This is a genomic window from Albibacillus kandeliae (genome assembly GCF_003116585.1).
Classification (GTDB): Bacteria; Pseudomonadota; Alphaproteobacteria; order Rhodobacterales; family Rhodobacteraceae; genus Albibacillus; species Albibacillus kandeliae.
This window is the reverse complement of the sequence record NZ_QEHM01000007.1, coordinates 95,153-122,116: the sequence shown is the minus strand read 5'-3', so window position 1 is coordinate 122,116 and position 26,964 is coordinate 95,153. Positions and strand designations below refer to the sequence as shown.

General features: G+C 67.2%; 27 protein-coding genes. 19 read left to right on the top strand and 8 right to left on the bottom strand.

The features are described 5' to 3' along the window. Window positions 1-92: 92 nt before the first annotated feature. Entirely contained in the window at window positions 93-1,034 is a 942-nt protein-coding gene (locus DDT93_RS16445) for a nucleoside hydrolase (protein WP_109466960.1), read from the bottom strand. 165 nt (window positions 1,035-1,199) lie between these two features. On the opposite strand from DDT93_RS16445, the gene DDT93_RS16440 reads away from it, so the two are divergent. The 7 genes from DDT93_RS16440 to DDT93_RS16410 all read left to right on the top strand — a co-directional run bounded on the left by DDT93_RS16440 (window position 1,200) and on the right by DDT93_RS16410 (window position 7,781). Next, window positions 1,200-2,174 (top strand): isopenicillin N synthase family dioxygenase, encoded by a 975-nt coding sequence (locus DDT93_RS16440; protein WP_232825481.1) that lies wholly within the window; start codon window positions 1,200-1,202, stop codon window positions 2,172-2,174. A gap of 53 nt (window positions 2,175-2,227) precedes the next feature. Further along, complete coding sequence (locus DDT93_RS16435; protein ID WP_109466958.1) at window positions 2,228-3,274, top strand: ABC transporter substrate-binding protein; 1,047 nt, start codon at window positions 2,228-2,230, stop codon at window positions 3,272-3,274. An 88-nt stretch (window positions 3,275-3,362) separates the two neighbouring features. Continuing rightward, window positions 3,363-4,430 (top strand): ABC transporter ATP-binding protein, encoded by a 1,068-nt coding sequence (locus DDT93_RS16430; protein ID WP_109466957.1) that lies wholly within the window; start codon window positions 3,363-3,365, stop codon window positions 4,428-4,430. After that, window positions 4,427-5,266 carry an ABC transporter permease gene (locus DDT93_RS16425; protein ID WP_109466956.1) on the top strand — a complete coding sequence of 280 codons (840 nt, stop codon included), beginning with the start codon at window positions 4,427-4,429 and terminating at the stop codon, window positions 5,264-5,266. The genes DDT93_RS16430 and DDT93_RS16425 overlap by 4 nt, the downstream gene beginning before the upstream one ends. A 3-nt stretch (window positions 5,267-5,269) precedes the next feature. Beyond that, a complete protein-coding gene (locus tag DDT93_RS16420; RefSeq protein WP_109466955.1) occupies window positions 5,270-6,046 on the top strand; it encodes an ABC transporter permease in 777 nt (258 codons plus the stop codon). Window positions 6,047-6,054: 8 nt separating this feature from the next. After that, window positions 6,055-6,732, top strand: a complete 678-nt coding sequence (locus DDT93_RS16415) for a GntR family transcriptional regulator (RefSeq protein ID WP_109466954.1) — start codon at window positions 6,055-6,057, stop codon at window positions 6,730-6,732. A gap of 71 nt (window positions 6,733-6,803) precedes the next feature. After that, window positions 6,804-7,781, top strand: a complete 978-nt coding sequence (locus DDT93_RS16410; RefSeq protein WP_109466953.1) for an MBL fold metallo-hydrolase — start codon at window positions 6,804-6,806, stop codon at window positions 7,779-7,781. 8 nt (window positions 7,782-7,789) lie between these two features. Here the strand turns inward: DDT93_RS16410 and pcaQ are convergent, their stop codons facing one another. Then, window positions 7,790-8,701 carry a pca operon transcription factor PcaQ gene (gene pcaQ / locus DDT93_RS16405; protein ID WP_157960199.1) on the bottom strand — a complete coding sequence of 304 codons (912 nt, stop codon included), beginning with the start codon at window positions 8,699-8,701 and terminating at the stop codon, window positions 7,790-7,792. Between the two features lie 87 nt (window positions 8,702-8,788). On the opposite strand from pcaQ, the gene pcaC reads away from it, so the two are divergent. From pcaC to DDT93_RS16385, 4 genes are read left to right on the top strand one after another with little or no spacing between them, the layout of a single operon-like run. Beyond that, window positions 8,789-9,169 carry a 4-carboxymuconolactone decarboxylase gene (pcaC, locus tag DDT93_RS16400; RefSeq protein WP_109466951.1) on the top strand — a complete coding sequence of 127 codons (381 nt, stop codon included), beginning with the start codon at window positions 8,789-8,791 and terminating at the stop codon, window positions 9,167-9,169. Beyond that, window positions 9,166-9,894: a protocatechuate 3,4-dioxygenase subunit beta gene (gene pcaH / locus DDT93_RS16395; protein ID WP_109466950.1), complete on the top strand. Its 729-nt coding sequence runs from the start codon at window positions 9,166-9,168 to the stop codon at window positions 9,892-9,894. The genes pcaC and pcaH overlap by 4 nt, the downstream gene beginning before the upstream one ends. 4 nt (window positions 9,895-9,898) lie before the next feature. Next, window positions 9,899-10,519, top strand: a complete 621-nt coding sequence (gene pcaG / locus DDT93_RS16390) for a protocatechuate 3,4-dioxygenase subunit alpha (protein ID WP_109466949.1) — start codon at window positions 9,899-9,901, stop codon at window positions 10,517-10,519. A 16-nt stretch (window positions 10,520-10,535) separates the two neighbouring features. Beyond that, window positions 10,536-11,375 (top strand): BKACE family enzyme, encoded by an 840-nt coding sequence (locus DDT93_RS16385; RefSeq protein WP_109466948.1) that lies wholly within the window; start codon window positions 10,536-10,538, stop codon window positions 11,373-11,375. Window positions 11,376-11,381: 6 nt separating this feature from the next. On the opposite strand, the gene DDT93_RS16380 is transcribed toward DDT93_RS16385, so the two are convergent. Beyond that, the gene (locus DDT93_RS16380) at window positions 11,382-12,278 is read right to left on the bottom strand and encodes an alpha/beta fold hydrolase (protein WP_109466947.1); all 897 of its coding nucleotides are present in this window, start codon (window positions 12,276-12,278) and stop codon (window positions 11,382-11,384) included. A gap of 74 nt (window positions 12,279-12,352) precedes the next feature. Then, window positions 12,353-13,342: a LacI family DNA-binding transcriptional regulator gene (locus tag DDT93_RS16375; RefSeq protein WP_109466946.1), complete on the bottom strand. Its 990-nt coding sequence runs from the start codon at window positions 13,340-13,342 to the stop codon at window positions 12,353-12,355. A gap of 204 nt (window positions 13,343-13,546) precedes the next feature. Here DDT93_RS16375 and DDT93_RS16370 point away from each other — a divergent pair, with 204 nt between their 5' ends. The 6 genes from DDT93_RS16370 to DDT93_RS16345 are packed head-to-tail and all read left to right on the top strand — an operon-like array spanning window position 13,547 to window position 19,393. Continuing rightward, window positions 13,547-14,563, top strand: coding sequence for a TRAP transporter substrate-binding protein (locus DDT93_RS16370; protein WP_109466945.1), 1,017 nt, complete (start codon window positions 13,547-13,549; stop codon window positions 14,561-14,563). Next, window positions 14,563-15,093 (top strand): TRAP transporter small permease, encoded by a 531-nt coding sequence (locus DDT93_RS16365; protein ID WP_109466944.1) that lies wholly within the window; start codon window positions 14,563-14,565, stop codon window positions 15,091-15,093. The genes DDT93_RS16370 and DDT93_RS16365 overlap by 1 nt, the downstream gene beginning before the upstream one ends. Continuing rightward, window positions 15,090-16,367, top strand: a complete 1,278-nt coding sequence (locus tag DDT93_RS16360) for a TRAP transporter large permease (RefSeq protein ID WP_109466943.1) — start codon at window positions 15,090-15,092, stop codon at window positions 16,365-16,367. The genes DDT93_RS16365 and DDT93_RS16360 overlap by 4 nt, the downstream gene beginning before the upstream one ends. Before the next feature lie 8 nt (window positions 16,368-16,375). Continuing rightward, window positions 16,376-16,915 carry a VOC family protein gene (locus DDT93_RS16355; RefSeq protein ID WP_109466942.1) on the top strand — a complete coding sequence of 180 codons (540 nt, stop codon included), beginning with the start codon at window positions 16,376-16,378 and terminating at the stop codon, window positions 16,913-16,915. Window positions 16,916-16,919: 4 nt separating this feature from the next. Beyond that, window positions 16,920-18,185 (top strand): ribulose-bisphosphate carboxylase large subunit family protein, encoded by a 1,266-nt coding sequence (locus DDT93_RS16350; RefSeq protein ID WP_109466941.1) that lies wholly within the window; start codon window positions 16,920-16,922, stop codon window positions 18,183-18,185. Beyond that, window positions 18,185-19,393, top strand: coding sequence for a four-carbon acid sugar kinase family protein (locus DDT93_RS16345; protein WP_232825480.1), 1,209 nt, complete (start codon window positions 18,185-18,187; stop codon window positions 19,391-19,393). The genes DDT93_RS16350 and DDT93_RS16345 overlap by 1 nt, the downstream gene beginning before the upstream one ends. Window position 19,394: 1 nt before the next feature. On the opposite strand, the gene DDT93_RS16340 is transcribed toward DDT93_RS16345, so the two are convergent. Then, on the bottom strand, window positions 19,395-20,672 hold the full coding sequence (locus DDT93_RS16340; RefSeq protein ID WP_109466940.1) for a flavin-dependent oxidoreductase: 1,278 nt from the start codon (window positions 20,670-20,672) through the stop codon (window positions 19,395-19,397). 160 nt (window positions 20,673-20,832) lie between these two features. Here DDT93_RS16340 and DDT93_RS16335 point away from each other — a divergent pair, with 160 nt between their 5' ends. Continuing rightward, window positions 20,833-21,639, top strand: a complete 807-nt coding sequence (locus DDT93_RS16335) for a polysaccharide pyruvyl transferase family protein (RefSeq protein ID WP_109466939.1) — start codon at window positions 20,833-20,835, stop codon at window positions 21,637-21,639. A gap of 116 nt (window positions 21,640-21,755) precedes the next feature. Next, on the top strand, window positions 21,756-23,732 hold the full coding sequence (locus tag DDT93_RS16330; RefSeq protein WP_109466938.1) for a 2Fe-2S iron-sulfur cluster-binding protein: 1,977 nt from the start codon (window positions 21,756-21,758) through the stop codon (window positions 23,730-23,732). Between the two features lie 4 nt (window positions 23,733-23,736). Here DDT93_RS16330 and DDT93_RS16325 read toward each other — a convergent pair whose 3' ends face one another. The 3 genes from DDT93_RS16325 to DDT93_RS16315 all read right to left on the bottom strand — a co-directional run bounded on the left by DDT93_RS16325 (window position 23,737) and on the right by DDT93_RS16315 (window position 26,956). Next, window positions 23,737-24,567: an AraC family transcriptional regulator gene (locus DDT93_RS16325; protein WP_109466937.1), complete on the bottom strand. Its 831-nt coding sequence runs from the start codon at window positions 24,565-24,567 to the stop codon at window positions 23,737-23,739. A 20-nt stretch (window positions 24,568-24,587) separates the two neighbouring features. Then, entirely contained in the window at window positions 24,588-25,457 is an 870-nt protein-coding gene (locus tag DDT93_RS16320; RefSeq protein WP_198654875.1) for an AraC family transcriptional regulator, read from the bottom strand. 86 nt (window positions 25,458-25,543) lie between these two features. Continuing rightward, window positions 25,544-26,956, bottom strand: a complete 1,413-nt coding sequence (locus tag DDT93_RS16315; protein ID WP_232825479.1) for an amidase — start codon at window positions 26,954-26,956, stop codon at window positions 25,544-25,546. Window positions 26,957-26,964 lie beyond the last annotated feature (8 nt).

Here is a 26,964-nt window from a genome sequence, read left to right as displayed (position 1 = left end):
CCCGCATGAACACCTTAACCGAATAGGTCCGAAATGCGGCAGGGAAATGACGGGCTGCCCCGGCCCTGTGCAAGGCCGAAGCAGCGAGGGTTTCAGCCCAACCGGGACAGCGCCGCTTCCATGCGGCGATAGACCTCGCCCGGATCCGTACAGCCGTTCAGCCAGAGGCAATTGTCCGGCTTCCCGGTCTGGCGCAGCCAGTCCACCACGGTCATGCCCGTGGTCAGTTCCCCCGCGCACTCCACGTCGACCGTGCACTGCCGCCCGGTGAACAGCTCGGGCCACAGCAGGGCCGCCACCGCGACCGCGTCATGCAGCGGGCGCGAGGCGGTGCCGTACTTGGCGTTCCCGTAGCGCTCGAAGAACTCCATCATCCCGGCACAGGCGCGCATGACCTCGCTGCCGTGCGCCGCCAGCGTCGCCGACCAGTTCACCGGCGCCGGGGTGGCATGGGTGCAGTCCAGCGGCACCGCCGTCACCGGGATCCCGGCGTTCAGCACGATCCGTGCCGCCTCGGGATCGACGAGGATGTTGTACTCCGCAGCGGGGCTCATGTTGCCGCCCTCGAAGAACCCACCGCCCATGAACACGATCCGCTCGATCCGCTCCGCGATCTCCGGCGCGCGGCGCAGGGCGAGCGCGATGTTGGTCTGCGGCCCCAGAACGATCAGCGTCACCTTCTCGGGATGCGCGTTCAGCGTCGTGACGAGGTAGTCCACCGCGTGCATCGGCTCTGCGCCGCGCTCTGCGGGCGCCCAGTCCCAGCCGTCGATCCCCATCTTGCCGTGGATCTCCGGCACCGGCCTCGGCGCGCGCAGGAGGGGACGCGCCGACCCCGCGTGCACCGGCACCGCACCCCGCCCCGCCAGTTCGACGATACGGCGCGCGTTGTCGGTGGTCTGCGCCAGACCCATGTTGCCCGCCACCGTGGTCAGACCCAGCACTTCGAGTTCGGGAGAGGCAAGCGCCAGGAGAATCGCAAAAGCGTCGTCCTGGCCGGGATCGGTGTCGATGATGACGGGGCGCGCGGCCATTTGGGGTCCTTTCAGCGGAGGGAAGAAGAGCGAAACATACATCTGCGCTTCATTTTTGAGCAGGCCCACCGAAAAAACGGCCCGGCGACGCCGATGCGTGAAATTCTTGCTTTCCTCGGCGTCAATGCTGCATTCTGTATACAATATGCAAAAGGGAGACGCATGATGAAAGGCGATTTCGACAACATTCCCATCGTCAGCCTCGCCGGGCTGGCGGACGGCGCGGACCCGGCCGACCGGGCCAAGACCGTTGCCGCGCTGAAAGAGGCGCTGGAGACTTCGGGCTTTGCCTACCTCGCCGATCACGGCGTCTCCGAAGAGCTGGTCGAGCAGATGCGCCAGATGAACATGGCGTTCCACGACCTGCCGATGGACGACAAGCTGGCGCTCAAGATCAACGCGTTCCACCGCGGCTACATGCCGATGTCCACCTCGACCATCGTCACCTCCTCGGTCGCCAAGGTAACCAAGCCCAACCGCTCCGAGAGCCTGATGGTGATGCACGAGGTGCCCGAGGACGCGCCCTATGCGGGCGAGCCGCTGCAGGGTCCCAACCAGTTCCCCGCATCGCTCCCCGAGGTGGCCGAGACCGCGCGCGCCTACATGACCGAGATGACCGGACTGGGCGAGCGCATCGCCGGCGGTCTGGCCGAGGCCCTCGGACTTCCGCGTGACTGGTTCGCACAGTACTTCGACAACCCGACCCTGTTCCTGCGGCTGCTGCACTACCCCGAGCAGCCCGACGAGGAAGAACTGTTCGGCTCGGCTCCGCATACCGACTACGGTTTCGTGACGCTGCTCAAGCAGGACAATGTCGGCGGCCTCGAAGTGCGCAACAAGCGCAACGAGTGGATCCCCGCGCCCCCGATCGAAGGCACCTTCGTGATGAACGTGGGCGACATCCTGGCCAAGTGGTCGAACGGCCGCTTCGTCTCCACCCCGCACCGCGTGCGCAACCTCAGCCGCCGCGACCGCTACTCGCAACCCTTCTTCTACGACCCGTCGATGAGTGCCCTGGTAGAATGCCCCCCCGCGATGCTCGACGCGGGCGAGACACCTCAGATGGAGCCGGTCCTCTACGGGGATTATCTGCTGGAAAGGCTCAACAAGAACTACGACTACCGCAAGAAAGCGTCCTGACGGCCTTCCCCTCCGAAGGCACCCGTCCGGCACCGACAACAGGGAAAACAAAAATGACCGATATCAACAGACGTTACATGCTCAAGGCGCTGGTCGCGCTCGGCGGGGCCTCCGTTCTCGGGGTTCCCGGCGTGCGCGCCGAAGCGGAAAAGCTGGTGATCACGACCTATGGCGGCTCGTGGGAAAAGTTCTGGCGTGACATCCTCGTCCCCGCCTTCACCGAGGAAACCGGGGTCGACCCGCAGCTCGATATCGGCCTCGGCCGGACCTACACCACCAACCTGCGCGCCGCCGGGGCGGAGAACCCGCCCTACGGCTGCCTGATGACCAACGAGATCTATGCCACCGTCCTGCGCGACGAGGGCTTCTTCGAGAAACTCGATCTCGACCTCGTGCCCAACTACGCCGACCTTTACCCGGTCGCCACCGAGGCATCCGACGGCTGGGCCGCCGTCGGCCTGATCTCTCCCATCGGCATCGGCTATCGCACCGACATGGTGTCCGAGGCTCCGAAGTCGTGGAAGGATCTCTGGGACAACCCCGAACTGATGGGCCGCCTCGGCCTATACAACATCAAGAACTCGGCCGGTAAGATGTTCCTGATGCTGACCTCGATGATCTACGGCTCGGGCATCGACGACCTCGAAACCGGCTTTGCCAAGCTCAAGGAACTGGGGCCGGTCTATCAGACCGACTTCAACATGAGCACCGCGATGGCCACCGGCGAGATCGCGGTCGCGCCCTTCGACTTCGGCGAGATCGCACGCCTGCGCAATCAGGGCCTGCCGGTCGAATGCATCATCCCCGAAGAGGGCTTGATGATGTGGGACCAGACCTTCAACATCTGTGCCAACACCCCGGCCCGCGAACAGGCCTACGAGTACCTCAACTTCGTCCTCGGCCCCAAGGGGCAGGACCTGCTGATGCGCGAATTCTTCGTATCGCCGGTCAACAAGACGCTCGAGGTTCCCGAAGACCTGCAAAGGGACGTGCCGGTCTTCGGCGACGGAATGGAGCAGTTCATCAAGTGGGACTGGAAACTCATGAACAGCAATGCCGAGGAAATCGCGCGCCGCTGGAACGAGATTTTCGGCGCCTGACGTCCACCACCCGAATTCCCTCCCCTGAAACTTCCCGCATCGTGTCCCCACGGTGCGGGCTTTTGAACCAAGGACCGGCGCGACCCACATGACGGAAGTTTCGCTTCTCTCCCTCGTGAAATCCTACGGCAAGTCCATCGCGCTCAAGGGCATCTCGCTCAGCGTTGGCCACGGCGAATTCGTCTCGCTGCTCGGCCCCTCGGGCTGCGGCAAGTCGACGACGCTCAAATGCATCGCCGGTTTCGAAGATATTTCCGACGGCAAGATCCTCTTCGACAACACCGACATCTCGCGCCGCCTGCCCGAACAGCGCGATATCGGCATGGTGTTCCAGTCCTACGCCCTGTTTCCCCACATGACGGTCGCCCAGAACCTCGCCTTCGGGCTCGAGATGCGCCGGGTGCCCAAGTCCGAGATCGCCACCCGCGTCGCCCGCGCGATGGAGATGGTCCAGCTCACCCCCTATGCCGAGCGCTTTCCCAAGGCGCTCTCCGGCGGCCAGCAGCAACGCGTCGCACTGGCCCGCGCGCTGGTGATCGAACCGGCGATCCTGCTGCTCGACGAGCCGCTCGCCAACCTCGACGCCAAGCTGCGTGACGAGATGCGCGGCTTCATCCGCGACCTGCAGAAACGGGTCGGCATCACCACGATCTACGTCACCCACGATCAGGGCGAGGCCATGACCATGTCCGACCGCGTGGTGGTGATGTTCGACGGCGAAATCGCCCAGGCCGCCCCGCCCGAGGAAGTCTACAACCACCCCGCCTCCGAGCGCGTGGCGCGCTTTGTCGGCAATGCCAACATCCTCGACCTCGCGGTCACCGGCAAGGATGCTGCCGGCAGCGACCTCGCCCTGCCGGGCGGCGGCGCGCTGCGGGTCGACAGCCCGGCGCCCTGGGCCAACGGCCGCCTCCGCGTGATGGCGCGCCCGGAACAGATCGCCCTGACGGACCCCGGCGCAGGCCATCTCGGCGGCGAGATCTCCAAGCGCTATTTCAGCGGCGGCCACGTCGAGTACCACGTCGACACCCAATGCGGCCCCCTCGTCGTCCTCGGCCCCACCACCCAGACCGTCGCCGAAGGCCAGACCGTGGCCCTCGCCTTCGACCCGGCCCGGCTCTGGCCGATCCCCGATCCGAAGGGCCCGGCACAATGAAGCGTCTGCGCGCCAGCCTGCTGATCGCGCCCTCGGCGGCGCTGATCTTCCTGTTCATCGTGCTGCCCTACATCACCGTTCTGGTGATGAGCTTCCGCGCCCCGGCCGAGGGTCAGCCCTATGGCGAGGGTTTCAGCCTCGAGGGCTACACCCACTTCTTCAACGAGAGCTACTATGCGATGTCGCTGCCGCAGACCATGTTCCTGGGTCTGCTCACGACACTGGTCTGCCTCGTCCTCGCCTACCCCGTCGCGCTCCACATCGCCTTTGCGTCCAAGCGCTGGCGCGGGTTTCTCTACGGCATCGTCCTGTCACCGCTGCTGGTCGGCATCGTGGTTCGCAGCTACGGCTGGACCATACTCCTCGGCAACTCCGGCGTGATCAACTCGACGCTGCGCAACATGGGACTGATCCAGAAACCCCTGCCGCTGATGTATAACGACTTCGGCGTGGTCCTCGCCCTCGCCCATGTCTTCCTGCCGTTCATGGTCCTGCCCCTGCTCTCGGCGCTGCAGGCGATGGACCCGGCGATCACCCAGGCCGCGCGCTCGCTCGGCGCGAGCCGCTTCACCATCTTCCGGCGCGTGACCTTCCCGGTCTCCATGCCCGGGGTCCAGTCCGGCTGCATTCTCGTCTTCGTGCTCGCGATCTCGTCCTACGTGACGCCCGCGCTGGTCGGCGGGATGCGGGTCAAGACCACCACCCTGCTGGTCGTCGACGCCCTGATAGATCAGTTCCAGTGGCCCTTCGGTTCAGCGATGGCGCTGATCCTCGCTGTCAGCGCCGGGATCGTGGTGCTGATCTTCGCCCGCCTCACCCGCATGAAGTGGACCTGACCGATGCGCCTCGCCACGCCGCTGCTGACCTTCATCCGGGTCTCCGTCTACGTCTTCCTGCTCGCGCCCATTGTCATCGTGGTGCTGGCCTCGCTCAACGCCGGCAACTTCCTGACCTTCCCGCCGCAAGGCCTCAGCCTGCGCTGGTTCTGGACCTTCCTGCAGAACGACGTCTTCATCGACGCGATCATCTATTCCGCCGTCCTCGCCCTCTGCGCAACCGCCGTGTCGCTGGTGATCGGCACCATGGCCGCGCTCTACTTCGTCCGCCACGCCACCCGCGAGGCCGAGGTGGTGCGCGTCGGCATGCTGCTCCCGCTGATCCTGCCCGAGATCCTGACCGCCATCGCCCTGCTGTTCTTCTTCTACGAGATCGGCATCGGCACCGAGCATCAGATCGCGCTGTTCACCGGCCACGTCCTGATGACCCTGCCCTTCGTCTTCCTGAACGTGACCACCTCGCTGCAGGGGCGTGACGAGTCCGTCGAGCTGGCGGCGCGGACCCTCGGCGCCTCGCGCTACACGGCCTTCCGTCGCGTCACCCTGCCGCTGATCGCGCCGGGGCTGGCCACCGGCGGCATTTTTGCCTTTATCATCAGCTTCGATACCTTCGGGATATCCTTCATCCTCAAGGGGGCCGGGTCGGCGCCGCTGCCGATCCAGCTCTACGACTACCTGCGATTCAACTTCACGCCCGAGGCCGCCGCCGTGTCCACCGTTTCGATCCTGCTCACCCTCGTCCTCGTCACGGTCTCCGACCTCGTCTTCGGACGCGAGTGAGCGCCGTCATGGCGGATCTCGACGAACCCCTCAGCCTGCGGCCCATCGGGCTCGAGGTCGCCGACCGGCTCGAAGCCGCGATCGTGCGCGAGGTCTTCGCGCCGGGCGAAAAGCTGCGCGAACTCGAGGTCTGCGCCCGCTTCGGCATCTCCCGCTCGCCCCTGCGCGAGGCGTTCCAGGTGCTCGAGGGGCGCGGCCTCGTCGAACGCCGCCCCCGCCTCGGCACCCGCGTGACCGAGATGTCGGTCGCGAACCTCGACGAGATCACCGTCTGCCGGATTCCGTTGGAAGCGACCTGCAGCCGCCTGCTGGCGGAACGACCCGATCACGTGGCCGTCGCCGATGACCTCACGGTTCCTCTGGAGGCCATGCGCCGCGCACGAACAGGCGGCGATTTCGTTGCCGGGTTCGAGGCCAACGTCCAGATGACAGCCCTCATGCATGCCCGCTGCGCCAACTCCGTGCTGCAACGCCTGATGGATCAGCTCGACAAGTCCGCGCTGCGCTACCGCTTCCGCGCTTACCGCAGCGCCACCACGGTTCTGGACGACATGATCGACGGCAACGACCGGATGATCTCGGCGATCCGCTCCGGCGACGGCAACCGCGCCGCCAAGGTCACCGCCGACCTTGTCGAACGGGCCTGGCGCACCACACGCCAGCTCTTTCTCGCGGACAAGAGCTGAGGCCGTGCACGGCTTGCGTCGGACAGGTTAGCGCCTACATCGGACAGAGACCCAAGGGATCAGACTCCACGATGCCCCGCAACCGCTACTACTCCGGCCCCGTCACCGACCATTTCGACGGGACCCGCTTCCACTCTCCCGGCCAGCCCGTCACCGACCGTTCGTTCCGGGACCTCTGGCGCTGGCAACGCAGCGGTGCGCGGGCGAAATGGCCCAGCACCGTTCCGGTCACCCAAAGCATCCCGCCCGAACGCAGCGCCAGACCGCGCCTGACGATGGTCGGCCACGCAACGCTGCTGATCCAGGTCGCGGGGCTGAACCTTCTGACCGATCCGGTGTGGTCGGACCGCGCCAGCCCCCTTCGCTTTGCCGGGCCTCGCCGGGTGACCGCGCCCGGGATCGACTTCGAACACCTGCCGCCCATCGACGCGGTCCTGCTCAGCCACAACCACTACGATCACCTCGACATCGACACGCTGAAGCGCCTGCACAGGGAACACGGCCCCCGGATGATCATGCCCCTCGGCACCGACGCGACGGTGCGCAAGGGCGTACGTGGCGCCCGTGTCGAAACCGGGGACTGGCACGACAGCCATGCCCTCGCACCGGGCGTCACCGCCACCCTGACCCCGGCGAACCACTGGTCCTCGCGCGGGGTGCGCGACCGCCGGCACGCGCTCTGGAGCGGGTTCTGGATCGACACGCCCGAGGCGCAGATCTGGTTCGCGGGCGACACCGGCTATGGCAACGGCGCCGTCTTCCACGACATCCGCGCGCGCCACGGCGCGCCCGACATCGCCATCCTGCCCATCGGCGCCTACGAGCCAAGGTGGTTCATGTCGGCCCAGCACGTCGCACCCGAAGAGTCGGTCCAGATGTTCCTCGACATCGGCGCGCAAAGGGCGGTCGGGATGCACTGGGGCACCTTCCAGCTGACCGACGAGGCGCGCGAAGAACCCCTCGAGTTGCTGCAGAAATCCCTCGCCGCCGCCGGTATCGCGCCCGAACGGTTCCGGGCGCTGGTCCCCGGCGAGGTGCTTGCCGACTGACGCGGCGCTCAGTGCGTCTCGGCCGCGACCTGCCGCAGGCAGGCGGCGAAATGGCTGCGCTCGGCACTGATCGGGGCGCTGCGCGAAACGCTGATCCCGACCGGCCCGGACAGCAAGGGCGAGGCCAGCCCCACCGCCACCAGCACGCCCTGCGCCAGTTCGTCCGCCACCACCCCGCGCGAGATGAACCACAGCGCGTCCGAGACCTGCACGATCTTGCGCCCGACCGGCAGCGCCACGGTCTCGATGGGCCCCCGCATCTCGGGCAGCCCGATGCTCGACAGGTAGCGATCCACCGTGCTGGCGATCACCGCACCCGGCGGCGGCATCACCAGCGTCTGCTCGGCAATGTGCCGCTCCGGCCGGGCCTCCGACAGGATCGGGTGCCCCGGTCGCGCCACCAGCACCACGTCCTCGAAGTAGAGTTGCTCGAAGGTCACGCCCACCGCGACCGAGGGCTCGGGCATCCGCCCCACCACAAGGTCCAGCCGCCCCTCGCGCAGCTGGTTGAACAGCAGCCAGTTCGGCCCGGTCAGCACATGCACCCGCGCGTGCGGCACCTCCTGATGAAACTTCAACGCGGCGCGCGGCGCGATATCCGCCGCCGCTGTCGGCAGCATCCCGATGGACAGCCGCACGGTCACCTCTGCCCCGGCAAGGCGGTCGCGTCCCCGCAGCAGTTCCACCATCGAGGAGGCCGCATGGGCCTGGAACACTCGCCCGGCCTCGTTCAGCCGCACGCCCCGCCCGACCCGGTCGAACAGCCGCGCACCCAGCATCTCCTCCAGCTCCTTCAGACTGCGCGACACGGCGGGCTGGGTGATGTGCAGCCGTTCTGCGGCAACCGAAACGCTCTCGGCGCGCGCCACTTCCAGAAAGCAGCGGATATGGCGAAGGCGGAGCGCGGCATCAAAATTCATACCGAAATTGATATGCATATTTCCAGAACCGTCAATATTCACTCCCCTGACTGATAGGTTATCCCTCTCCGAAAGAGAGAGGATCACATGACAACGCGATACGATACCGGCATGGCAACCCGCCGTGCGGTCCTGGGTGACGCCCATGTTGACCGGGCCGAAGCCGCCAAGACCGCCTTCGACCTCCCCTTCCAGACCCTGATCACCGAGGGCGCCTGGGGCACGGTCTGGGCCGATGACACCATCAGCCGCCGCGAGCGCTCGATGCTGACCCTCGCGCTGCTCGCCGCGACCGGCAACTTCGACGAAATCCCGATGCACGTCCGCGCCACCGCCAACACCGGCGCATCACGCGACGACATCATGCAGGCCTTCCTGCACGTGGCGATCTACGCCGGCGTGCCCAAGGCCAACCACGCCATCAAGCTGGCCAAAGCCACCTTTGCCGAAATGGAGGGAGAGGAATGACGACCCCCGGAGAATTCTACCAGCGCGACCGCACCCTGCACCCGCCCGCCCACACGCCGGGCTACAAGACCAGCGTCGCGCGCAGCCCCCGGTACTCGATGATCTCGCTGCAGAACTCTGTCGGCGAGATCACCGGCCCGGTGTTCGGCCACAACGACATCGACGCTGGCGACAACGACCTGATCTTCAACTACGCCAAGCCCGGCGAGAGCGCCATCGGCGAGCGGATCATCCTGCACGGACGGGTGCTCGACGAGAACGGACGCCCCGTTCCCAACACGCTGGTCGAGATCTGGCAGGCCAACGCGGGCGGGCGCTACCGCCACAAGAAGGACACCTACCTCGCGCCGATCGACCCCAACTTCGGGGGCTGCGGCCGGACCCTGACCGACGAAAACGGCTACTACTTCTTCCGCACCATCAAGCCCGGCGCCTATCCCTGGCGCAACTACGTCAACAGCTGGCGCCCGGCGCACATCCACCTCTCGGTCTTCGGCTCGGGCTTTGTCCAGCGCCTGATCACGCAGCTCTACTTCGAAGGCGATCCCTTCCTGCCGATCTGCCCGATCATCCAGACCATCCCCGACCCCGAGGCGGTGGACCAGCTGATCGCCCGGCTCGACCTGAACGCCACCATCCCGCTCGACAGCGTGGCCTATAAGTTCGACGTCGTGCTGCGCGGCCGCCGCTCGACGCTCTTCGAAAATCGACTGGAAGGGAACTGATCCGATGGCACAGAACCTCAACTACCTGCGCGAGACCGCCTCCCAGACGGCGGGCCCCTACGTCCACATCGGTCTCGCCCCCGGCGCGGCGGGCTTCGACATCTACAAGCAGGAACTCGGCTGGGACATCGCCGGCCCGAACGCCGCCGGAGAACGCATCCGGGTCGAGGGCCGGGTGATCGACGGCATGGGCGCCCCGATCAAGGACGTCCTGCTCGAAGTCTGGCAGGCCAATGCCGCGGGCAACTACGCCCACCCCGAGGGCGGCAGTCCCGTCGAGGACGGATTCCGCGGCTGGGGCCGGGTGATCACCGACTTCGACACCGGCGAATGGGGTTTCGACACCGTCAAGCCGGGCAAGACCCGGGGCCGCAACGTCGGCACGCAGGCGCCGCACCTCAACCTCTGGATCGTCGCGCGCGGCATCAACATCGGCCTGAACACCCGCATGTACTTCTCCGACGAGGCAGAGGCCAACGCCACGGATCCGGTGCTGAACCTCATCGAGTGGGAGAACCGCCGCGCCACCCTGATCGCCGCGCGGTCCGAGCGCGACGGGACCCCGGTCTACCGCTTCGACATCCGCTTGCAAGGCGAAGACGAAACCGTATTCTTCGACGTCTGACCGAAGGAGAGCCGTCATGACCAGCCCCTGCATCATCTGCTGCGCAATCACCGGATCGCTGCCGACCAAGGAAAACAACCCGGCAGTTCCGATCACCGTGGCCGAGCAGGTCGAAAGCACGCAGGAGGCCTTCGAGGCGGGCGCCACCATCGTCCACGCGCATGTCCGCAACGACGATCAGACGCCCTCCTCCGACCCGGAAAAGTTCGCCCGCCTCAAGGAAGGGCTGGAAAAGCACTGCCCCGGCATGATCATCCAGTTCTCCACCGGCGGGCGCTCGGGCGCGGGCAAGACGCGCGGCGGCATGCTACCGCTGGCGCCTGACATGGCCTCGCTCTCGGTCGGGTCCAACAACTTCCCGACGCGGGTTTACGAGAACCCGCCCGATCTGGTCGATTGGCTCGCCTCCGAGATGGTGGCGCATGGCGTGAAGCCCGAGATCGAGGCCTTCGATCTCAGCCACATCTTTCAGGCCGCCAAGCTCCATGCCGAGGGCAAGATCGCGGCAACGCCCTATGTCCAGTTCGTGATGGGGGTGAAGAACGCCATGCCGGTCGACCGCGAGGTCTTCGACTACTACATCCACACCGTCAAACGCCTGTTTGGCGAGGACACGCCGTGGTGCGCCGCAGGCATCGGTGCGCAGCAGCTCACCCTGAACGAATGGGCGGTCGCCTCGGGCGGCCATGCGCGCACCGGTCTGGAAGACAACGTGCGCCTCGACCGCGACCGGCTCGCCCCCTCCAACGCCGCACTGGTTCAGCGCGTGGTCGAGATCTGCGACCGCAACGAACGCCCGGTGGCCACCTGGCAGCAGGCGCGCGACATTCTCGGCTTGCGCCAGCCCGCCGCCTGAGCGGGGTCAGTCCCGCCCGGCGACAAAGCCGCTGACGGCATCCACGATCAGCGGCGCCAGCGCCGGGGTGATGATGTGCCCCATGCCCGCGACCGGCAGAAACCGGCTGCCCGGTACGGCATCGGCGATCTCCTGTCCGTGATCCAGCGGCAGCAGCGCATCGTTCTCGCCGTGAATGACAAGGCAGGGCAGGTCGGTTTCGGCCAGCCCCGGGCGCCGGTCCGGCGCGCCTGCCAGCGCGACGATCTGCCGGTTCATCCCATCCGCATCAACGCCGCGATCATAGGCGATGGCACCCATCGCCCGGATGTCGGCCTCGGGCATCGGGTAGCCCGGGCTGCCCCACATGGCATGTTCCCGCACCTGGTCGTCCAGGTATTCCTCGCGGCTGCGCGGCCGCACCAGCAGCCGTTCCGCCCGGTCGACCATCGCCGAAAGGTCGGACTCCTCCGCAGCGATGTTCGGGCGGCACGACGACATCACGATGATCGCCGACAGCAGCCGTCCGGGCGCATCCAGCATGATCTGCTGGGTGATCATCCCGCCCATCGAAATGCCAAAGACATGGGCCCGCGCGATCCCGAGCGCATCCATCAGCCCGGTGACGTCCTGCGCCATGTCCCCGATCAGGTAGGGAGGTTCCAGCAGCTTGCCGCGCTGCAGCCGTTCCAGAATCGCATCGGCATCCGCCGGGACACCCGGCTTGCCGCAACGCTGCGACAGGCCCACGTCGCGGTTGTCGAAGATCACCGTGCGGAACCCGGCAGCGACAAACCCGTCGATCAGCGAGGCGGGCCAGTGCGCCATCTGGCTCCCCTGCCCGCGCACTAGGATCAGCGGAACCCCGTCCGCTGGCCCGTGGTCTTCCACTTCGAGGGTGATCCCGTTCGCGTCGATCTGCATGTCTGCTCTCCGTTCTGAACCCCGTGACTCGCGCAGCGCGGGCCCGATTGCAACCGGCTTTCGATTGCATTCCCCTAAGGAAGGTTCTCGCGAAAGATGATCTCGAGCTTCATCGGCGCGACCGGCCGCCCGGGCTGGCCGATGGCGTCAATGGCCCGCTCCACCAGCGTCTCGGGATCGGTGTTGAACACTGCGTCCATGGTGCCGTCGACCAGCGCGTTGCGGGTGTCCCGCGTCAGCCCGTGCCCGATGAACACCACATCGGGCCGGTCCCGCTCCAGCAGCGCCCGCGCGATGCCGCCCGAGGACCCGCCGACGTTGTAGATGCCCAGAAGGTCCGGGTTCTGATCCAGCAGCGCGATGGTGTGGCGATAGTTCTGCGCGCTGTCGTCGTGCCCCTCGCGCATCCCGACCAGCCGCAGATGCGGAAACAACTCTTCCTGGATCGAGAGGAACCCCGCCTCGCGTTCGCTGTGCGCCCGGTAATGGCGCGATCCGGCTACCAGCGCCACCGAGCCCTCGCGTCCGGCGACGAACCGTCCGATCAGCAGGCCCGCCGTACGCCCCACCGAGCGGTTCTCGTGCCCCACGTAGGCGTCGCAGTCCGCATGGCCGAGGTCCGACACGATGGTCACCAGCCGGACTCCACGCTGGGCCACCTCCGCCACGGCCTCGCGCACCTCGGGGTGGTCGATGGCAAAAAAGGCGATCCCGTCCGCCCAGTCCGCGTTGCGCCGGATCGCCTCGGCCAGCGCCCGCGCGTTGAACCCTTCGATAAAGAAACAGCGGATGCGCGGCCCGCTGTCCTCGCGCTCGGCGACCCGCGCGCGCAGGTGCTCGCCCAGATCCCGCAGGTAGGGGTTGGTCCCGGCGGGCAGCAGGAAGACGATCTTGTCTTGTTGCCCCGCGTTGAACCTGCCCATCTCGGCCGTGCCCAGAAACCCCAGCTCGACCGCCGCGTCCAGCACCTGCTGACGCGTCCTTTCCTTCACGCCCTTGCGGCGGTTGATCACCCGGTCAACCGTCGCCAGCGACACGCCCGCGCGCTCGGCAACGTCGGTCATCTGCACCCGGGTCCCGGAGGACGTTTTTTCACTACACATCAAAACACCTCAAAACCCATCATGAGTTTTGTTTTGACTCAGCATGAAGTGGAAACCTAATTTGGTCAACAATTGTGGTGTTTTTGATAAAATGCATTTCAGAACACCTGGAGGAGATGGCATATTGCCATCAAAACACATCAGAATTCTGAGGGAGGAATTCACATGACCCACGCTTCGACTCGGCTTGGCCGCCGTTCTGTCCTCGCCCTTGGCGGGGCCGCCGCCGTCAGCGCCGCGCTGCCCATGCGCGCCCGCGCCCAGACCACTCTGCGCTATGGCCACAACAACGAGCCCGCCTCGGTCGCCGGTGCGCAGGCCGACTGGTTCGCCGAGGCACTCGGCGCGGCATCCGGTGGTGACATCAAGGTTGACGTCTACCCGGCAAGCCAGCTCGGCAAGCTGCAGGAACTGGCCGAGGCCGTCTCGCTCGGCACCATCGCCTTCTCGCACAACACCGCCGGCGCGCTCGGGTCGCTCTACGAACCCTTCGCCGCGCTCGACACGCCCTACCTCTACCGCGACATCGACCACCTGATGGCGGTGACCGATGTGAACTCGCCGGTGATGCAGGAACTGAACGAGGGCCTGATTGCAGCCGCCAACGTGCGGGTGATCTATGCCCACTACTTCGGCCGCCGGAACCTGACCTGCAACAAGGCCGTGATGTCGCCCGCCGACCTCGCAGGCGTGAAAATCCGCGCCGTGCCCTTCCCGATCTACACCACCGCCGTCGAGGGCATGGGCGCTGTCGCCGTGCCGGTCGATTGGTCCGAGGTGCCGACCGCGCTCGCCACCGGCGTCGTGCAGGGTCAGGAGAACCCGGTGAACGTGGTCCTCAAGGTCAAGCTGTTCGAAGTCCAGTCGCACCTCATGCTGACCGGCCACATGTCGAACGCCGAGGTCGTCGTGATGAACGAAGACGTCTGGCAGGGCATGAGCGACGAACAGAAGGCCGCCGTCGAAAAGGCTGCCAGCGAGACCCGCGAAAAGGCGACCAAGGCGATCCTCGACAACGAGGAAGCGGAAACCCAGCAACTGCGCGACGCGGGCATGACCGTGATCGGCGAAGAAGACGGGCTCGACCTCGCCGCCTTCCGCGAGAGCGTGAACAAGCTGGTGCAGGAACGCTTCGGCGAGAAGTTCGGCGACCTCTACGAAAAGATCGCGGCAGTCTCCTGATGACATCCGAAAGCAAGGGCCGCGCGATTCTCGCGCGGCTTTCCCTCGTCGGCATCTGGCTCGGCATGGCGCTTCTGGCGCTCATGGCCGGGCTGGTGGTCCTGCAGGTCGGCGCACGCAACTTCGCCGACTTGGGCCTGCCCTGGGCCGACGAACTGGCGCGCTTCTGCTCCATCGGCCTCGTCTTTGTCGGCATCCCCGCGCTCGCCGGTCGGCAGGCGCTGGTCTCGGTCTCGATCCTGCCCGACATGCTGGGCGGGCGCGGAAAGACCGGCCTCACGCTGGTCTCGGACCTCGCCACACTGGCGTTCTGCATCCTCCTGCTCTGGGGCTTTGCCGAATTCCTGCCCCGCGCGGGCAAGTTCCTGACACCGGCGATGCGCCTGCCCAACTACTTCTACTACTCCCTCGCCCTGCTCGGCTCGGCCTTCCTTGCCCTCGTCACGCTCTATCGCCTGGCGAACCTCGCCCGGGGCCGCGCGCCCTCTGCCGGTTTCCCCGACGACGCCGAGATCGGACCCATCGAATGACCGCCCTCCTTCTCGCCATCTTCATCGTGCTGCTGATCTGCGGTGCGCCCATCGCGGTCTGCCTCGGGCTGTCCTCGGCCATCGTGATCGTGACCCAGGGCCTGCCCGTCTCGGTCCTCGCCCAACGCAGCCTGAACGCGCTCGACAGTTCTCCGCTGCTCGCCGTGCCGCTGTTCATCCTCGCGGCCAGCCTGCTCAACGCCATCGGCGTCACGACCCACCTCTTCGACCTCGTGCGCATGCTCTTCGGCCGCATCCGGGGCGCAGTGGCGCAGGTCAGCATCTTTGTCTCGCTGATCTTCTCGGGCATCTCCGGCGCCGCGCTGGCCGATATCGGCGCGCTCGGCGCGGTGCAGATCAACCAGATGACCGCACAGGGCTACCGCAAGGAATTCGCCTCGGGCCTCACCATCGCCGCCGCCACAATCGGCCCGATCTTTCCGCCCTCGATCCCGATCATCATCTACGCCTCGGTCGCCAATGTCTCGACCGTGCAACTGCTGCTGGCGGGCATCGTCCCGGCGCTCGTCATCACCGCGCTTCTGATGATCCAGGTCGCGATCATCGCCCGCGTCTCGAACCTGCCGCGCGACGACATCCGCCCGCAGGCCGCCGACGTGGCCAAGAAATTCGTGGTCTCCTTCCCGGCCCTGCTCGCCCCCGTGCTGCTGATCGGCGGGCTGATGTCCGGCTGGTTCGGCCCGACCGAGGTCGCGGGCATGACCGTGGCCTATGCCCTGCTGATCGGCGTCTTCGTCTATCGGAGCCTCTCCTTCCGCGCGACCCTGCTGGCCCTGCGCGAGACGGTCGAGGCAACCGCCAACATCCTGTTCATCGTCTCCGCCGCCGCGCTCTTCGCCTGGGTTCTGACGCTCGACCAGGTGCCGATGAAGGCCTCGGCCTTCCTGCTGTCGCTGTCCGACAACCCGCTGGTCCTGCTGCTGCTGGTCAACATCCTGCTGCTGATCGTCGGCATGGTGCTGGAGAGCATCGCGGCCATCCTCATCATCGCCCCGATCATCGCACCGGCCCTCACCGCCGCCGGGGTGGACCCGCTGCAACTCGGCATCGTCTTTGTCCTCAACCTGATGATCGGCCTGCTGACCCCGCCCGTCGGCATGAGTCTCTACATGGTCTCGATCATCACGCGGATGCCGATCACCCGTGTCATCGCCGGGGTGATGCCCTTCTTCATCCCGCTGTTCCTGTCGCTGCTGGCCGTCTCCGCCGTTCCGGCGATCTCGACCTGGCTGCCCAACCTCCTAATGAAGTGAGCCCTATCATGAGTACCTTTCTCGGCCCCATCCGCCAGCTCGGCTATGTCGTCGACGATATCGAAGCCGGTATGAAGCACTGGTCCGAGGTCATGGGCGTCGGCCCGTGGTTCTACAACCCGCAGGTCCCCATCGAGGACTACCAGTACGACGGCCAGAGCTATCAGCCGCACAACTCCGTGGCGCTGGCCAACTCCGGCCCGATGCAGGTGGAACTGATCCAGACCCGCAACGACGTGCCCTCGATGTATCGCGACTTCAAGGAAAAGGGCCTGCGCGGGCTCCAGCATGTCGCCTTCTGGACGACGCAATATGACGAGGATCTGGCAATGATGCTGGGCCGGGGCTTCACCCTCAGGATGTCCGGCTGCGTCGGCGTGAACGGGCGGTTCGCCTATTTCGCCGAGGAACATCATCCGGGCACCGTCATCGAACTCTCCGAGGTCATGGGGCCGAAGGGCAAGATGTTCGACATGATCCGCGCCGCCTCCGAAGGCTGGGACGGGTCCGACCCGATCCGCCCCTTCCCCGACCTCAGCAAGCTCTGATCCGATGACCCGCGTCACTGCCGAATACCTGCTGGAAACCCCCTTCCCGCCCGAAGAGGTCGCCGCCACCATGGCTGGCGAACAGTCGAGCGGCACCTTCGTCCGCGTCGCGGGCGAGACGGATGAACTGCGCGCCCGTTCCGCCGCCGAAGTGCTCTCGGTCGAGGCCCTTGGCGATGGCGACACGCCGACGCTCGCCTCGGCCTACCTTGAGCGCAAGAAGATCGGCGGGCCCTACCACCTCGCCCGCGTGCGCATCGCCTACCCGACCGGCAACATAGGCAAGAACCTCGCGACTCTGGCCTCCACCGTCTCGGGCAACCTCTACGACATCGGCGAGGTGACCGGGCTCAAGCTGATGTCGCTCTCGATCCCGGCCGAGTACCGCAACCGCTACGCCCTGCCGACGCAGGGCATCGTAGGCTCGCGCGCGACGATGGGGGTCGAGGGGCGGCCTGTCTTCGGCACCATCATCAAGCCCAACGTCGGCATGACACCCGAGGACATCGCCGCGCTGGTCGACAGGCTCTGCGCGGCGGGCGTCGACTTCATCAAGGATGATGAGGTCTGCGCCAACCCCGATATCGCGCCTATCGCGGAACGCGTGCCCGCCGTCATGGCCGTGATCCGCAAGTGGCAGGAGAAAACCGGTCGGCAGGTGATGATGGCCTTCAACATCACCGACGAGACCGACGCCATGCGCCGCCATGCCGACCTTGTTGCGGCGGAAGGTGGCTCCTGCGTCATGGCCAGCCTCAACTGGTGCGGTCTCTCTGGCATGGAAACCCTGCGCGCCCACACACCGCTCGCCATCCACGCCCACCGCAACGGGTTCGGCGCGATGAGCCGCCACCCCCGCCTCGGCATGGGGTTTCAGGCCTACCACGCGCTCTACCGCCTCGCCGGGATCGACCACATGCACGTCCACGGCATCGGCGGCAAGTTCGTCGACAGCGCCGAGGAAGTGACCGAAGCCGCCCGCGACTGCCTCGCCCCGCTGTCCGAGGGCGGCCCGGACGACCGCGTCATGCCCGCGTTCTCCTCCGGTCAGTGGGCAGGCACCCTGCCCTCCACGCTGGAAGCCGCCCAGGGCCCCGACCTCATGTTCATGTGCGGTGGCGGCATCCTTGCCCACCCGCAGGGGCCGGAGGCCGGGATCGCCTCGCTGCGCGAAGCCTACGAGGCGCTGACGGCGGGCGAGACACTGGCGGAGGCGGCGAGAACCCGTCCGGCCCTCGCCGCGGCCATCGACTTCTTCGGCAAACGCTGATGGTTCGCGCCGTCTTCATCGGCGACGATTTCACCGGGGCGTCCGACACGCTGGCGACCTTCGCCAGCGCGGGCTGGCGCACGCGGTTGTTCCTGCGCGCGCCCACGCCAGCCGAATGCGAGGGCCTCGATGCGGTCGGCATCGCCACCGCCCTGCGCGCCCTGTCCCCGGAGGCCGCGCTGCAGGTGATTGAAGACCTCTGGCCCGCCATCGCGGTGCTCGATCCGCAGACGGTCCACTACAAGGTCTGCTCCACCTTCGACTCCTCGCCCACAATCGGCTCCATCGGGGCAGTCACCAACGACCTCGCCCGCCGGTTCTCCCCCGAGCATCTGGCGGTGATCGGTGGGCAACCGAACCTCGGGCGCCACTGCGTCTATGGTAACCTGTTTGCCCGCGCGGCCGATGGCGTCACCTATCGCATCGACCGTCACCCGGTCATGGCGCAGCATCCGGTCACCCCGATGACCGAGGCCGACCTGCGCCTCCTGCTGTCCGCGCAGGGCCTCGACGATCTCGCGCTGGTGACCTGCGCCGGCACACCGACCCTCCCGCTGCGCGCCCTCTTCGACGTGCTCGATGGCAACGATATCACCCGCATCGCGCGCGGAGTCGGCCCCCTGTCCGGTCGCCGCCTGCTGGTCGGTGCCAGCTCGGTCGCTCAGGTTCTCACCGCAGCCGACCCCGGCTCCGGAACCCCGGAGCCCGCCGCGCCGCCCGCCAATCGCCGGGTTCTGGTCTTTGCCGGCAGCCGGTCCTCGGTGACCCGCGCACAGGTCGAGGCCGCCGACGGCTTCAGCAAGATCCGCATCCTGCCCTCCGATCTCGCGAACAGCTGGCAGACCATCGCCACCGCCGCCGCGGCACTGGCCTCGGACACGCCCGTCCTGCTGCACACCGATCCGGAACTCGACTACAACATGTCGCCCGACCACCTCGCGCTGGCCTCTGGCGAGCTGCTGGCCAAGATCGTCACGACCTCCCCCGTCGGCTGGCTGGGGATCGCGGGCGGCGACACATCGAGCCGCATCTGCGGGCTTCTCGGCTTCACCGCCATCGACTACCTCGAGGCCTTCTCGCCCGGCGTCGGACTGTGCCGCGCGCGCCATGACACGCCCGACCTTGACGGAATGCGTCTGATCCTGAAGGGCGGACAAATGGGCGAGGCCGACCTCTTCACCCGGTTCCGGGCCGCCGCGCGATCCTGACTCAGGCCGCCTTTGCCCCCGGCGCGATGGTCGGCGGCGCCTCGTTCAGCGCCTCGATCGCGAAGCCTGCGGCGGCCTTGTAGCCCGCCATGAAGGCCGCGCGTTCCTCCGCCGGGATCACGTCGTCGATGGACTCGAATTCCCCGCCACAGCGTTCGTCGACCATGTTCAGCAGCCCGAAGGGCCCCGCGCCCCGGTTGCGCAGCACCAGTTGCGACACCGGCCCGCACAGCGCCTCGTCGTAGGCCGCCAGCGCCTCGGGCGTCACGCCCAGCTCGACCATCCGGGCGCCCAGCGTCCGCGCATCGATCACCGCCTGGCTCGCCCCGTTCGACCCGGTCGGGTACATCGCATGGGCCGCATCGCCCATCAGCGCGACGCGCCCGTCCTGCCACGTCGGGATCGGGTCGCGGTCGATCATCGGATTCTCATAGGTAACATCGGCCCCGCGCAGCAGCGCGGGCACATCCAGCCAATCCCATGTCCAGCCATCGAAATGATGCGCGAAATCGTCGATGCCCACCGGCTTGAACCAGCCCGTAGGCCGGTCGGGCGGCGAGTCATAGGTCACCTCGGCAATCCAGTTGATCATCGCCATGCCCTCCGCGTCCGGCTGCGAGATCGGATAGATCACCATCCGCTGCCGGTGCGTTCCCAGCCCGACAAAGGACGAACCAGACCGGATCGGCTTCGCCCGGGTCGTGCCACGCCACATCACCGCGCCGCCCCAGTGGATCGGCGGCTGATCGGGATGCATCTGCGCCCGGATGTTGGAATGGATCCCGTCCGCCCCGATCAGCAGCGTGCCGGTCTCTTCCGTGTTGCTGCCATCGGCCTGTGCGATGATCGCGGTCACCGTGCCGTCGTCGTTGTTGCGATAGCCGGTCACCCGGGCACCCAGCCGCACCGCGTCCGCCCCCGCGCGCTCCACGAACTTGCGGTGCAGCAGCATGTGGAACTGCCCGCGATGCACGGCATACTGCGGCCAGTTGTAGCCCGCCAGCAGCCCGCGCGGCTCGGCATAGATATCGTTGCCGTTCAGCCCGACCAGGGCCCACTCCTTCGCGGGCAGGCCGACGCCATCGAGGTCTTCGCGGGTGATCCCGAGGTCCAGCAGTTCGCGCACCGCGTTCGGCTGGATGTTGATCCCGACGCCCAGCGGTCGCAGCTCCTGCACCGCCTCGAACACGACACAGTCCACGCCGATCTGCTCAAGCGTCAGGGCCAGCGCCAGCCCGCCGATTCCGCCGCCCGCAATAAGGACCTTCCGCTCGCTCATTCCCTGCTCCCCAGCATTCCGGTGCGACTTGATAGATCCGTTCCGCCGCCTTGCCCAGAGCGGCGCGCAAAACAGGCACTGGACACCCCGCGCGCTGGTATCCAGACTGGACCCTCGAAAGCGGGCCGCCCCGCGTTGCAACTTCGGGTCCGACCACGTCATGTCAGGTGAAATCAAGCTCTTCTACAGCAGACGTCGGAACCGAGAGGTCAACTTCGGCGACGACATCTCGCCCATGCTGGTGGCCGAACTCACCGGCCGCAAGGTGGTGCACGCCCGCGTTTCCGGCTGCGACATGGCGGCGATCGGCAGCATCATCGAGATGATCGCGGAACGGCGGATGAAGCGCGTCCTGCATGGCCGGTTCGACCCTGTCCTCGTCTGGGGCTCCGGCTGCCTGATGCCGGGCAAGCCGATCTCGCGGCTCTACATGAAGCCCCTCGCCCTGCGCGGGCCGCGCACCGCACAGCGGCTCGGCAACCCTGCCGTGCCCTTCGGCGACCCCGGCCTGCTGTTCGACCGGCTCGTTCAGCCAGGGCCGGAAAAGAAGTACCGCTGGGGTGTCATCGCCCATTACACCGATGCCGATGCGCCGGGCCTCGCCAAGGTGCTGGAGAACACGCCCCGCGCGGTAAACATTCCCGTCAACGCGCCGCCGCTCGAAACCCTGCAGCGGATCGGCGAATGCGATTTCATCGCTTCCTCCAGCCTGCACGGACTCATCGCCGCCGACTGCTACGGCATCCCGAACCTCCGGCTCAAGTTCAGCGCGAACCTCGAAGCGACGGATGGCAAGTTCCACGACTACGCCGACCCCATCGGGCGCAGCCACATCGCCGAGGTCGCCATATCGGACTCGGGGAACCTCGACGACCTGCTGCCGGGGCTCGAGGATCCGCTCTCCTACCACGCCAACATCGCCCCGGTGGCCGATGCGCTGGAAAAGGCCCTGCGCGACGCGCTCTAACCGGTCTGTCGCCATCGCAGCCACATCTGACGGGTTCGCGGCCAAGGCCGCGCTTCTGACCCACCGGCATCCGATCTAAGCTCGATCGGGTATTCCAAGTGTCCACGAGGGCCGACATGGCGCCAGAGCAGCTCGACTTCATCTCCCGGTCCACCCTTCTGTTCATCGCCTCGCGCAATGCCGAGGGGCAGCTCGACGTCTCGCCGCGCGGTGGACAGCCGAGGGTGGTGGGGTTGAGCGATGCGGGCGACATCCTCCTGCCGGACTACCGGGGCAACCGCAGGCTCGACACCGTCGGCAACATCCTCGCGCGTCCCGACGTGGCGCTGCTCTTCGTGAACCACGAGGAAGACCGCTATCTCCGCGTCTCCGCCCGCGCCTCCTTCTCCCGCGCGCCCGAGCACATGCTCGCCTTTCCCGCCGACGAGAACCCGCCCATCGGCGTCCTCGTCCTGACCCCGACCGCCGCGACGATGGTCGAGACCACCGCCTTCGACGCCTCCGGCTTCTGGATCGACCCCGACGCGCGCAAGCAGCCCCTCGACGTGCTCGCCCTCGTGCGCGAAGACACCGGCGCGGTGGCCGAGGCGGGCAAGGGCCCGATCCTCAAGAACAACTCCGAGGAAGATCTGCTGCTCTCCAGCGGCATGCGCGATGTCTACGGGTTTCCCTCGCAACTGGTGCGCGAGAAGGTCGCCGATTTCGCCGGGCCCGGGGCCATGACCTTCCTGCGCGATGCCGGGCTGATCGCTCTGGCCCGCGAAGATGAAGCGGGCGAGATCGTGATGGACCTCGTCGGCGAAGCGCCCCTGCAACCAGTACCCGGCAGCAACTCGATCGCCTATCGCCTCGCCCTGCCCGCCGGTTTCTCCATCCTCGACACGGGCGAGATCGCCCTGCTGACACTGGCCCCCGGTCGCCACGAACTGGTCCGCATGAACGGCCGCTACGAGCGTGCGCCGGAACCTGCAACCGCAAGCGACAGTCTCCGCATCCGGCCCGACGAAGTCTTCTTCCACTGCTCGGCCGCAATGGGCCGGGCCCGCATCTGGAACGATGACGAGCGGACCTACTGGTCCGGCCAGCGGCGCTTTGTCTGCACCCGTCGGATCGACGAGGCCCCCGGCGTGGTCTCCTTCGTGGTCGAGCCGCAGGACGCCGCGCCGGTCGGCACGGTGAAGCCCGGCCAGTACATCTCGGTCTCGCTTCCGACCGATCCCACGCCGCTGCCCCGCCGGCGCAGCTATTCCGTCTCCGGCCGGCCTGACGACCGCGCCCTGCGCTTCACCGTGCGCCGCATCGGCAAGGGCGGCGTGTCGGACCTGCTGCACGACAGCCTGCAGCTCGGCGACGACGTCAGCATCGGCCCCCCGAACGGCCATTTCGTGCTGCAAAGCCCCGCCGGGCGGCCCGTCGTCCTGATCAGCGCGGGCGTCGGGATCACCCCGCTCCTGCCGATGCTCGAAACGCTCGCCGCCGAATCTGGCGCGCGGGATGTCTGGTTCGTGCACGGCGCGGCGAACAGCGGACATCACCTCTTTGCCGCCGAGGTCGCGCGCATATCCGCTGGAGCAAAAGGACCGCGCATTCGCCCCTTCACCGCCTACTCCCGCCCGCACGAGGATGACCACGCCGACCACACCGGCCGCATCGACGCCGAGGTAATCGCCGCGCTGGTCCCTCCCGCCGACGCCGATTTCTACATCTGCGGTCCTGGCGATTTCATGACCGGCCTGCGGGACGGTCTGGTGGCGCGCGGTGCCGCGCCCGACAGCGTCCGATTCGAGGCCTTCGAGTCCGCCGATCCCACCGCGCTCTTTGCCGCCAAGGGCCCGGCCAGCGCCGCGGTCCGCTTTGCCAAAACCGGCAAGGAGGCCGTCTGGACCCCGGAGTCCGGCACCCTGCTGGATCTCGCCCTCGTCAACGGGGTCGACGTGGCCTACTCCTGCCGCATGGGCGACTGCCAGTCCTGCCTGCAGCGCGTGCTCGAGGGCGGCGTCACCCACCCGGCGCTCGAAGGGCCGCAACCCGGCCGGGGCCAGGCCCTGCTGTGTCAGGCGATCCCGTCGGGCGATGTCACACTGCAGTGCTGAGGGGTTAGCGTCCGGGCCGGAACGAGGCGGGCAACAGGCCCGTCACCCGGCGGAACATGGCGGCAAAGGCGCTCTGGCTGTCATAGCCGCACATCCACGCGACCCGCTGCACCGGCAGATCGGCCTCCAGCAGCGGTATGGCCGCCAGCGCCCGGCAGGTCTGCCGCCAGGCCACGAAGGTCATACCCGTCTCCTCGCGGAACAACCGTTCCAGCGTCCGCCCACTGGCCCCGATGTCCCGCGCCCATGCGGCCAGCGTCCGCCGGTCGCCGGGCCGGTCCACAAGTGACTGGCACAGGCGCAGCAGGCGTTCGTCCTGCGGCATCGGCAGGCAGTCCGAATGGACTGAACTGGTCGCCAGTTCACCAAAGATCAGCGCCACCAGATGCGGATAGGCTGCCGGATCCACACGGCCACGGTACAGCTGGGCCAGCTTGGCGATCAGTTCGCGCAGATAGGGCGAAATCTCCATCGCGCCGCAACGCACCGGCAGACGCGCGGCAAGGTCGGGCCGTACGTAGATCGAACAGAACACCGGGTCCGCCTGCGCCGACACGCGGTGCTTCTGCCCGCCGGGCAGCCACATGCCCTGCCCCGCGCGCATGGTCCAGTTGCGCTGTCCGGTCTCGACGGCGGCAGGCATCTCGGTGGCAAAGATCAGCTGGCCCCGGCTGTGGCTGTGAAAGCTGCTGCGCACCGGGCCCGCGTAACGATCGGCCCAGGCAATCACCGGATCGCTGGATTCCTGCAATTCCTGAAACGAACGGCTCGACGCGGCCAGCAGTGCGGGCGGCACGGCAACCGGCAGCTCAGGAAATCTCGCGTCGTTCTGCATCACCGTCCCAGCTCGGCCCTCTATCTCGCCGCGGCGGCCTTGCGCGGGGTCAGCTCCGACGGGCAGATCCCGAACCGCCTGCGGAACATGGCCGAAAAGGCGCTCGGGCTGCCGTAGCCCAGGCTCGACGCGACCTTCGACACGCTTTCGCCGCGCGACAGGCGACCGATGGCCGAAAAGGCCAGCGTCAGCTGCACCCAGTCGGAATACGTCAGCCCCAGCTCGGACCGGAACAGCCGCGTCATGGTGCGGCAGCTCATGTTGCCGATCTCGGCCAGCTGCTCCTTGCCGGTCCCGATCGTCGGGTCCTTGAGGATCGCCTCGCAGACCCGGCGCAGCCGCTTGTCCTGCGGCATCGGTGCCACCGCGTTCAGCGGCCGGCTGGTGCGCAGCTCCTCGTAGAGCAGCACCACCATGGCGTCAAAGATCTCGTCCCGGCTGCGCGTGACCTGCCGGGTGATCAGCTTCTTCAGCAGCGGCTCGAACAGGTCCGAGACATGCAGAACGCAGGCCCGGTCGGGCAGCGGCGGCAGGTGGCAGGCATCGGCATAGGTGCTCAGAACCGTCACCTCGCCGCCACCGGTGGCGCTGTGCATGTGCCCCGGCGGGATCCATACGGCGTGCCCGGCGGGCACCACCAGCGAATAGGTTTCGCCGGTGATCGTCATCCCGCCGTTCTGCACAAAGCTCACCTGCCCCCGGTCGTGGCAGTGCCAGCGCGAGTTGAACCCGTCCGGATAGGTCGCCTCGATCAGAAAGACCTCGTCCTCCCCTTCCGCCAGAGTCGAGACCATCGAGCACGTCGCATTGATCACATCGGTGAAATAGCGGTGCGTGCCGTGAACGGTCAGGACTTCCGAAGGAAGCGAAGAGCGCAAAGCCTTGGTCATCGAAGACCCTGTCGAAGAGTTGAACCTGACGTTGATGATCTGGTTTCCCATCGACATTGCAAGGCCTTTCAGACAGGTTTCGGGACTCAGGCCGCCGGGGTCACCGGCGCGATCTTCCCGATTGCGCGTTCGAGGACGAACCCGGCCTCCATCAGCCTGCGGTCCTGATTGCGACCGGCAAGCAGTTGCACGCCAAGCGGCTTGCCCGGCTGCGAGCCGACCGGAACGGTCAGCCCCGGCAGACCCAGCGTCGGCGTGCCGCTCATCGGAGCGGTGGCGCGGCGGAACCATTCCGGGTCCAGCCCCTCGGAGACATCGTGATCGTCCGGCATCGGGCGGGTCCATGTCACCGCGGTCAGGACCAGCGGGTAGTCTTCGAGGAACAGCTGCCACTTGCGCAGCAGGGCCGAGCGCACGGCGTACATCTTGAGGAACCCGTCGCGATCCTCGACCTTCTCGATCCCGTCGACCAGCACCTTGTAGGCCTGCTTCATCTTCCAGTCGCCATTGGCTTCCATGAGCAGACCCAGCCCGGCCCGCATCTCGTTGCCAAGCGCCAGCAGCCAGAACTCCATCGCTTCCCACAGCGAGGGCGGTGCCGTCTCGACCACCTCGTAGCCTGCATCCGAAAGCATGTCGCCCGCCTGCCGGATGGCGGCGCTGACCTCGGGGTGCACCTCGGACTCGTCGGTCTCGGCATGGAGGGCAACCCGGCAGGGCTTGTGCCCGACCGGCGCGAACATGTCGCCCGCGGGGAACTGCCAGATGTCGCGGGGGTCGGGCGCCTGCAGCGCCAGCATGGCCAGCCGGATGTCTTCCATCGATCGCGCCAGCGGCCCCTGCACCGCCGCCATCTGCGAGACGATGAACCGCTCGGCCAGCTGGCTCGGGTTGTAGGCCGGGACCACGCCAGTGGTCGGGCGCAGACCGTAGATGCCGTTGCAGAAGGCCGGATGCCGCACCGAACCGCCGATGTCGTTGCCATGCCCCATGGCACCGATCCCGGCGGCAGTCGCCGCGCCTGCCCCGCCCGAGGAACCGCCCGGGGTGATCGCCCGGTCATGCGGGTTGTAGGTATGGCCGTGCAGGTCATTGCTGGTGAAACCGCGCATCGAGTAGCAGGGCGTATTGGTGCGCCCGATGATCACCGCGCCCGAGCCCTTCAGGTTGCGCACGACCGAACCGTCCTCGGGCGCGATCAGGTCCTTGTAGGCCACGACGCCGTTGGTCGTCGCCCGCCCGCCGTAGTCGACGTTGATCTTCACCGTCACCGGCACACCGTGCAGCGGGCCCAGCGGACCGGTCTTGCGCAGCGTCGCGTCGGCGGTCCGTGCGGCGGCCATCGCGTCCTCGTGCAGCGTATCGACCACCGCATTGATCGCCGGGTTCACCGCATCCATGCGGGTCAGCGCACTCTCCGTCGCCTCCACGCTGGTGATCTGCCCCGCCGCGATCCCCGCGGCCTGCTCGGCGGCAGTCCAACTCCACAACTCTGACATCACTTCTC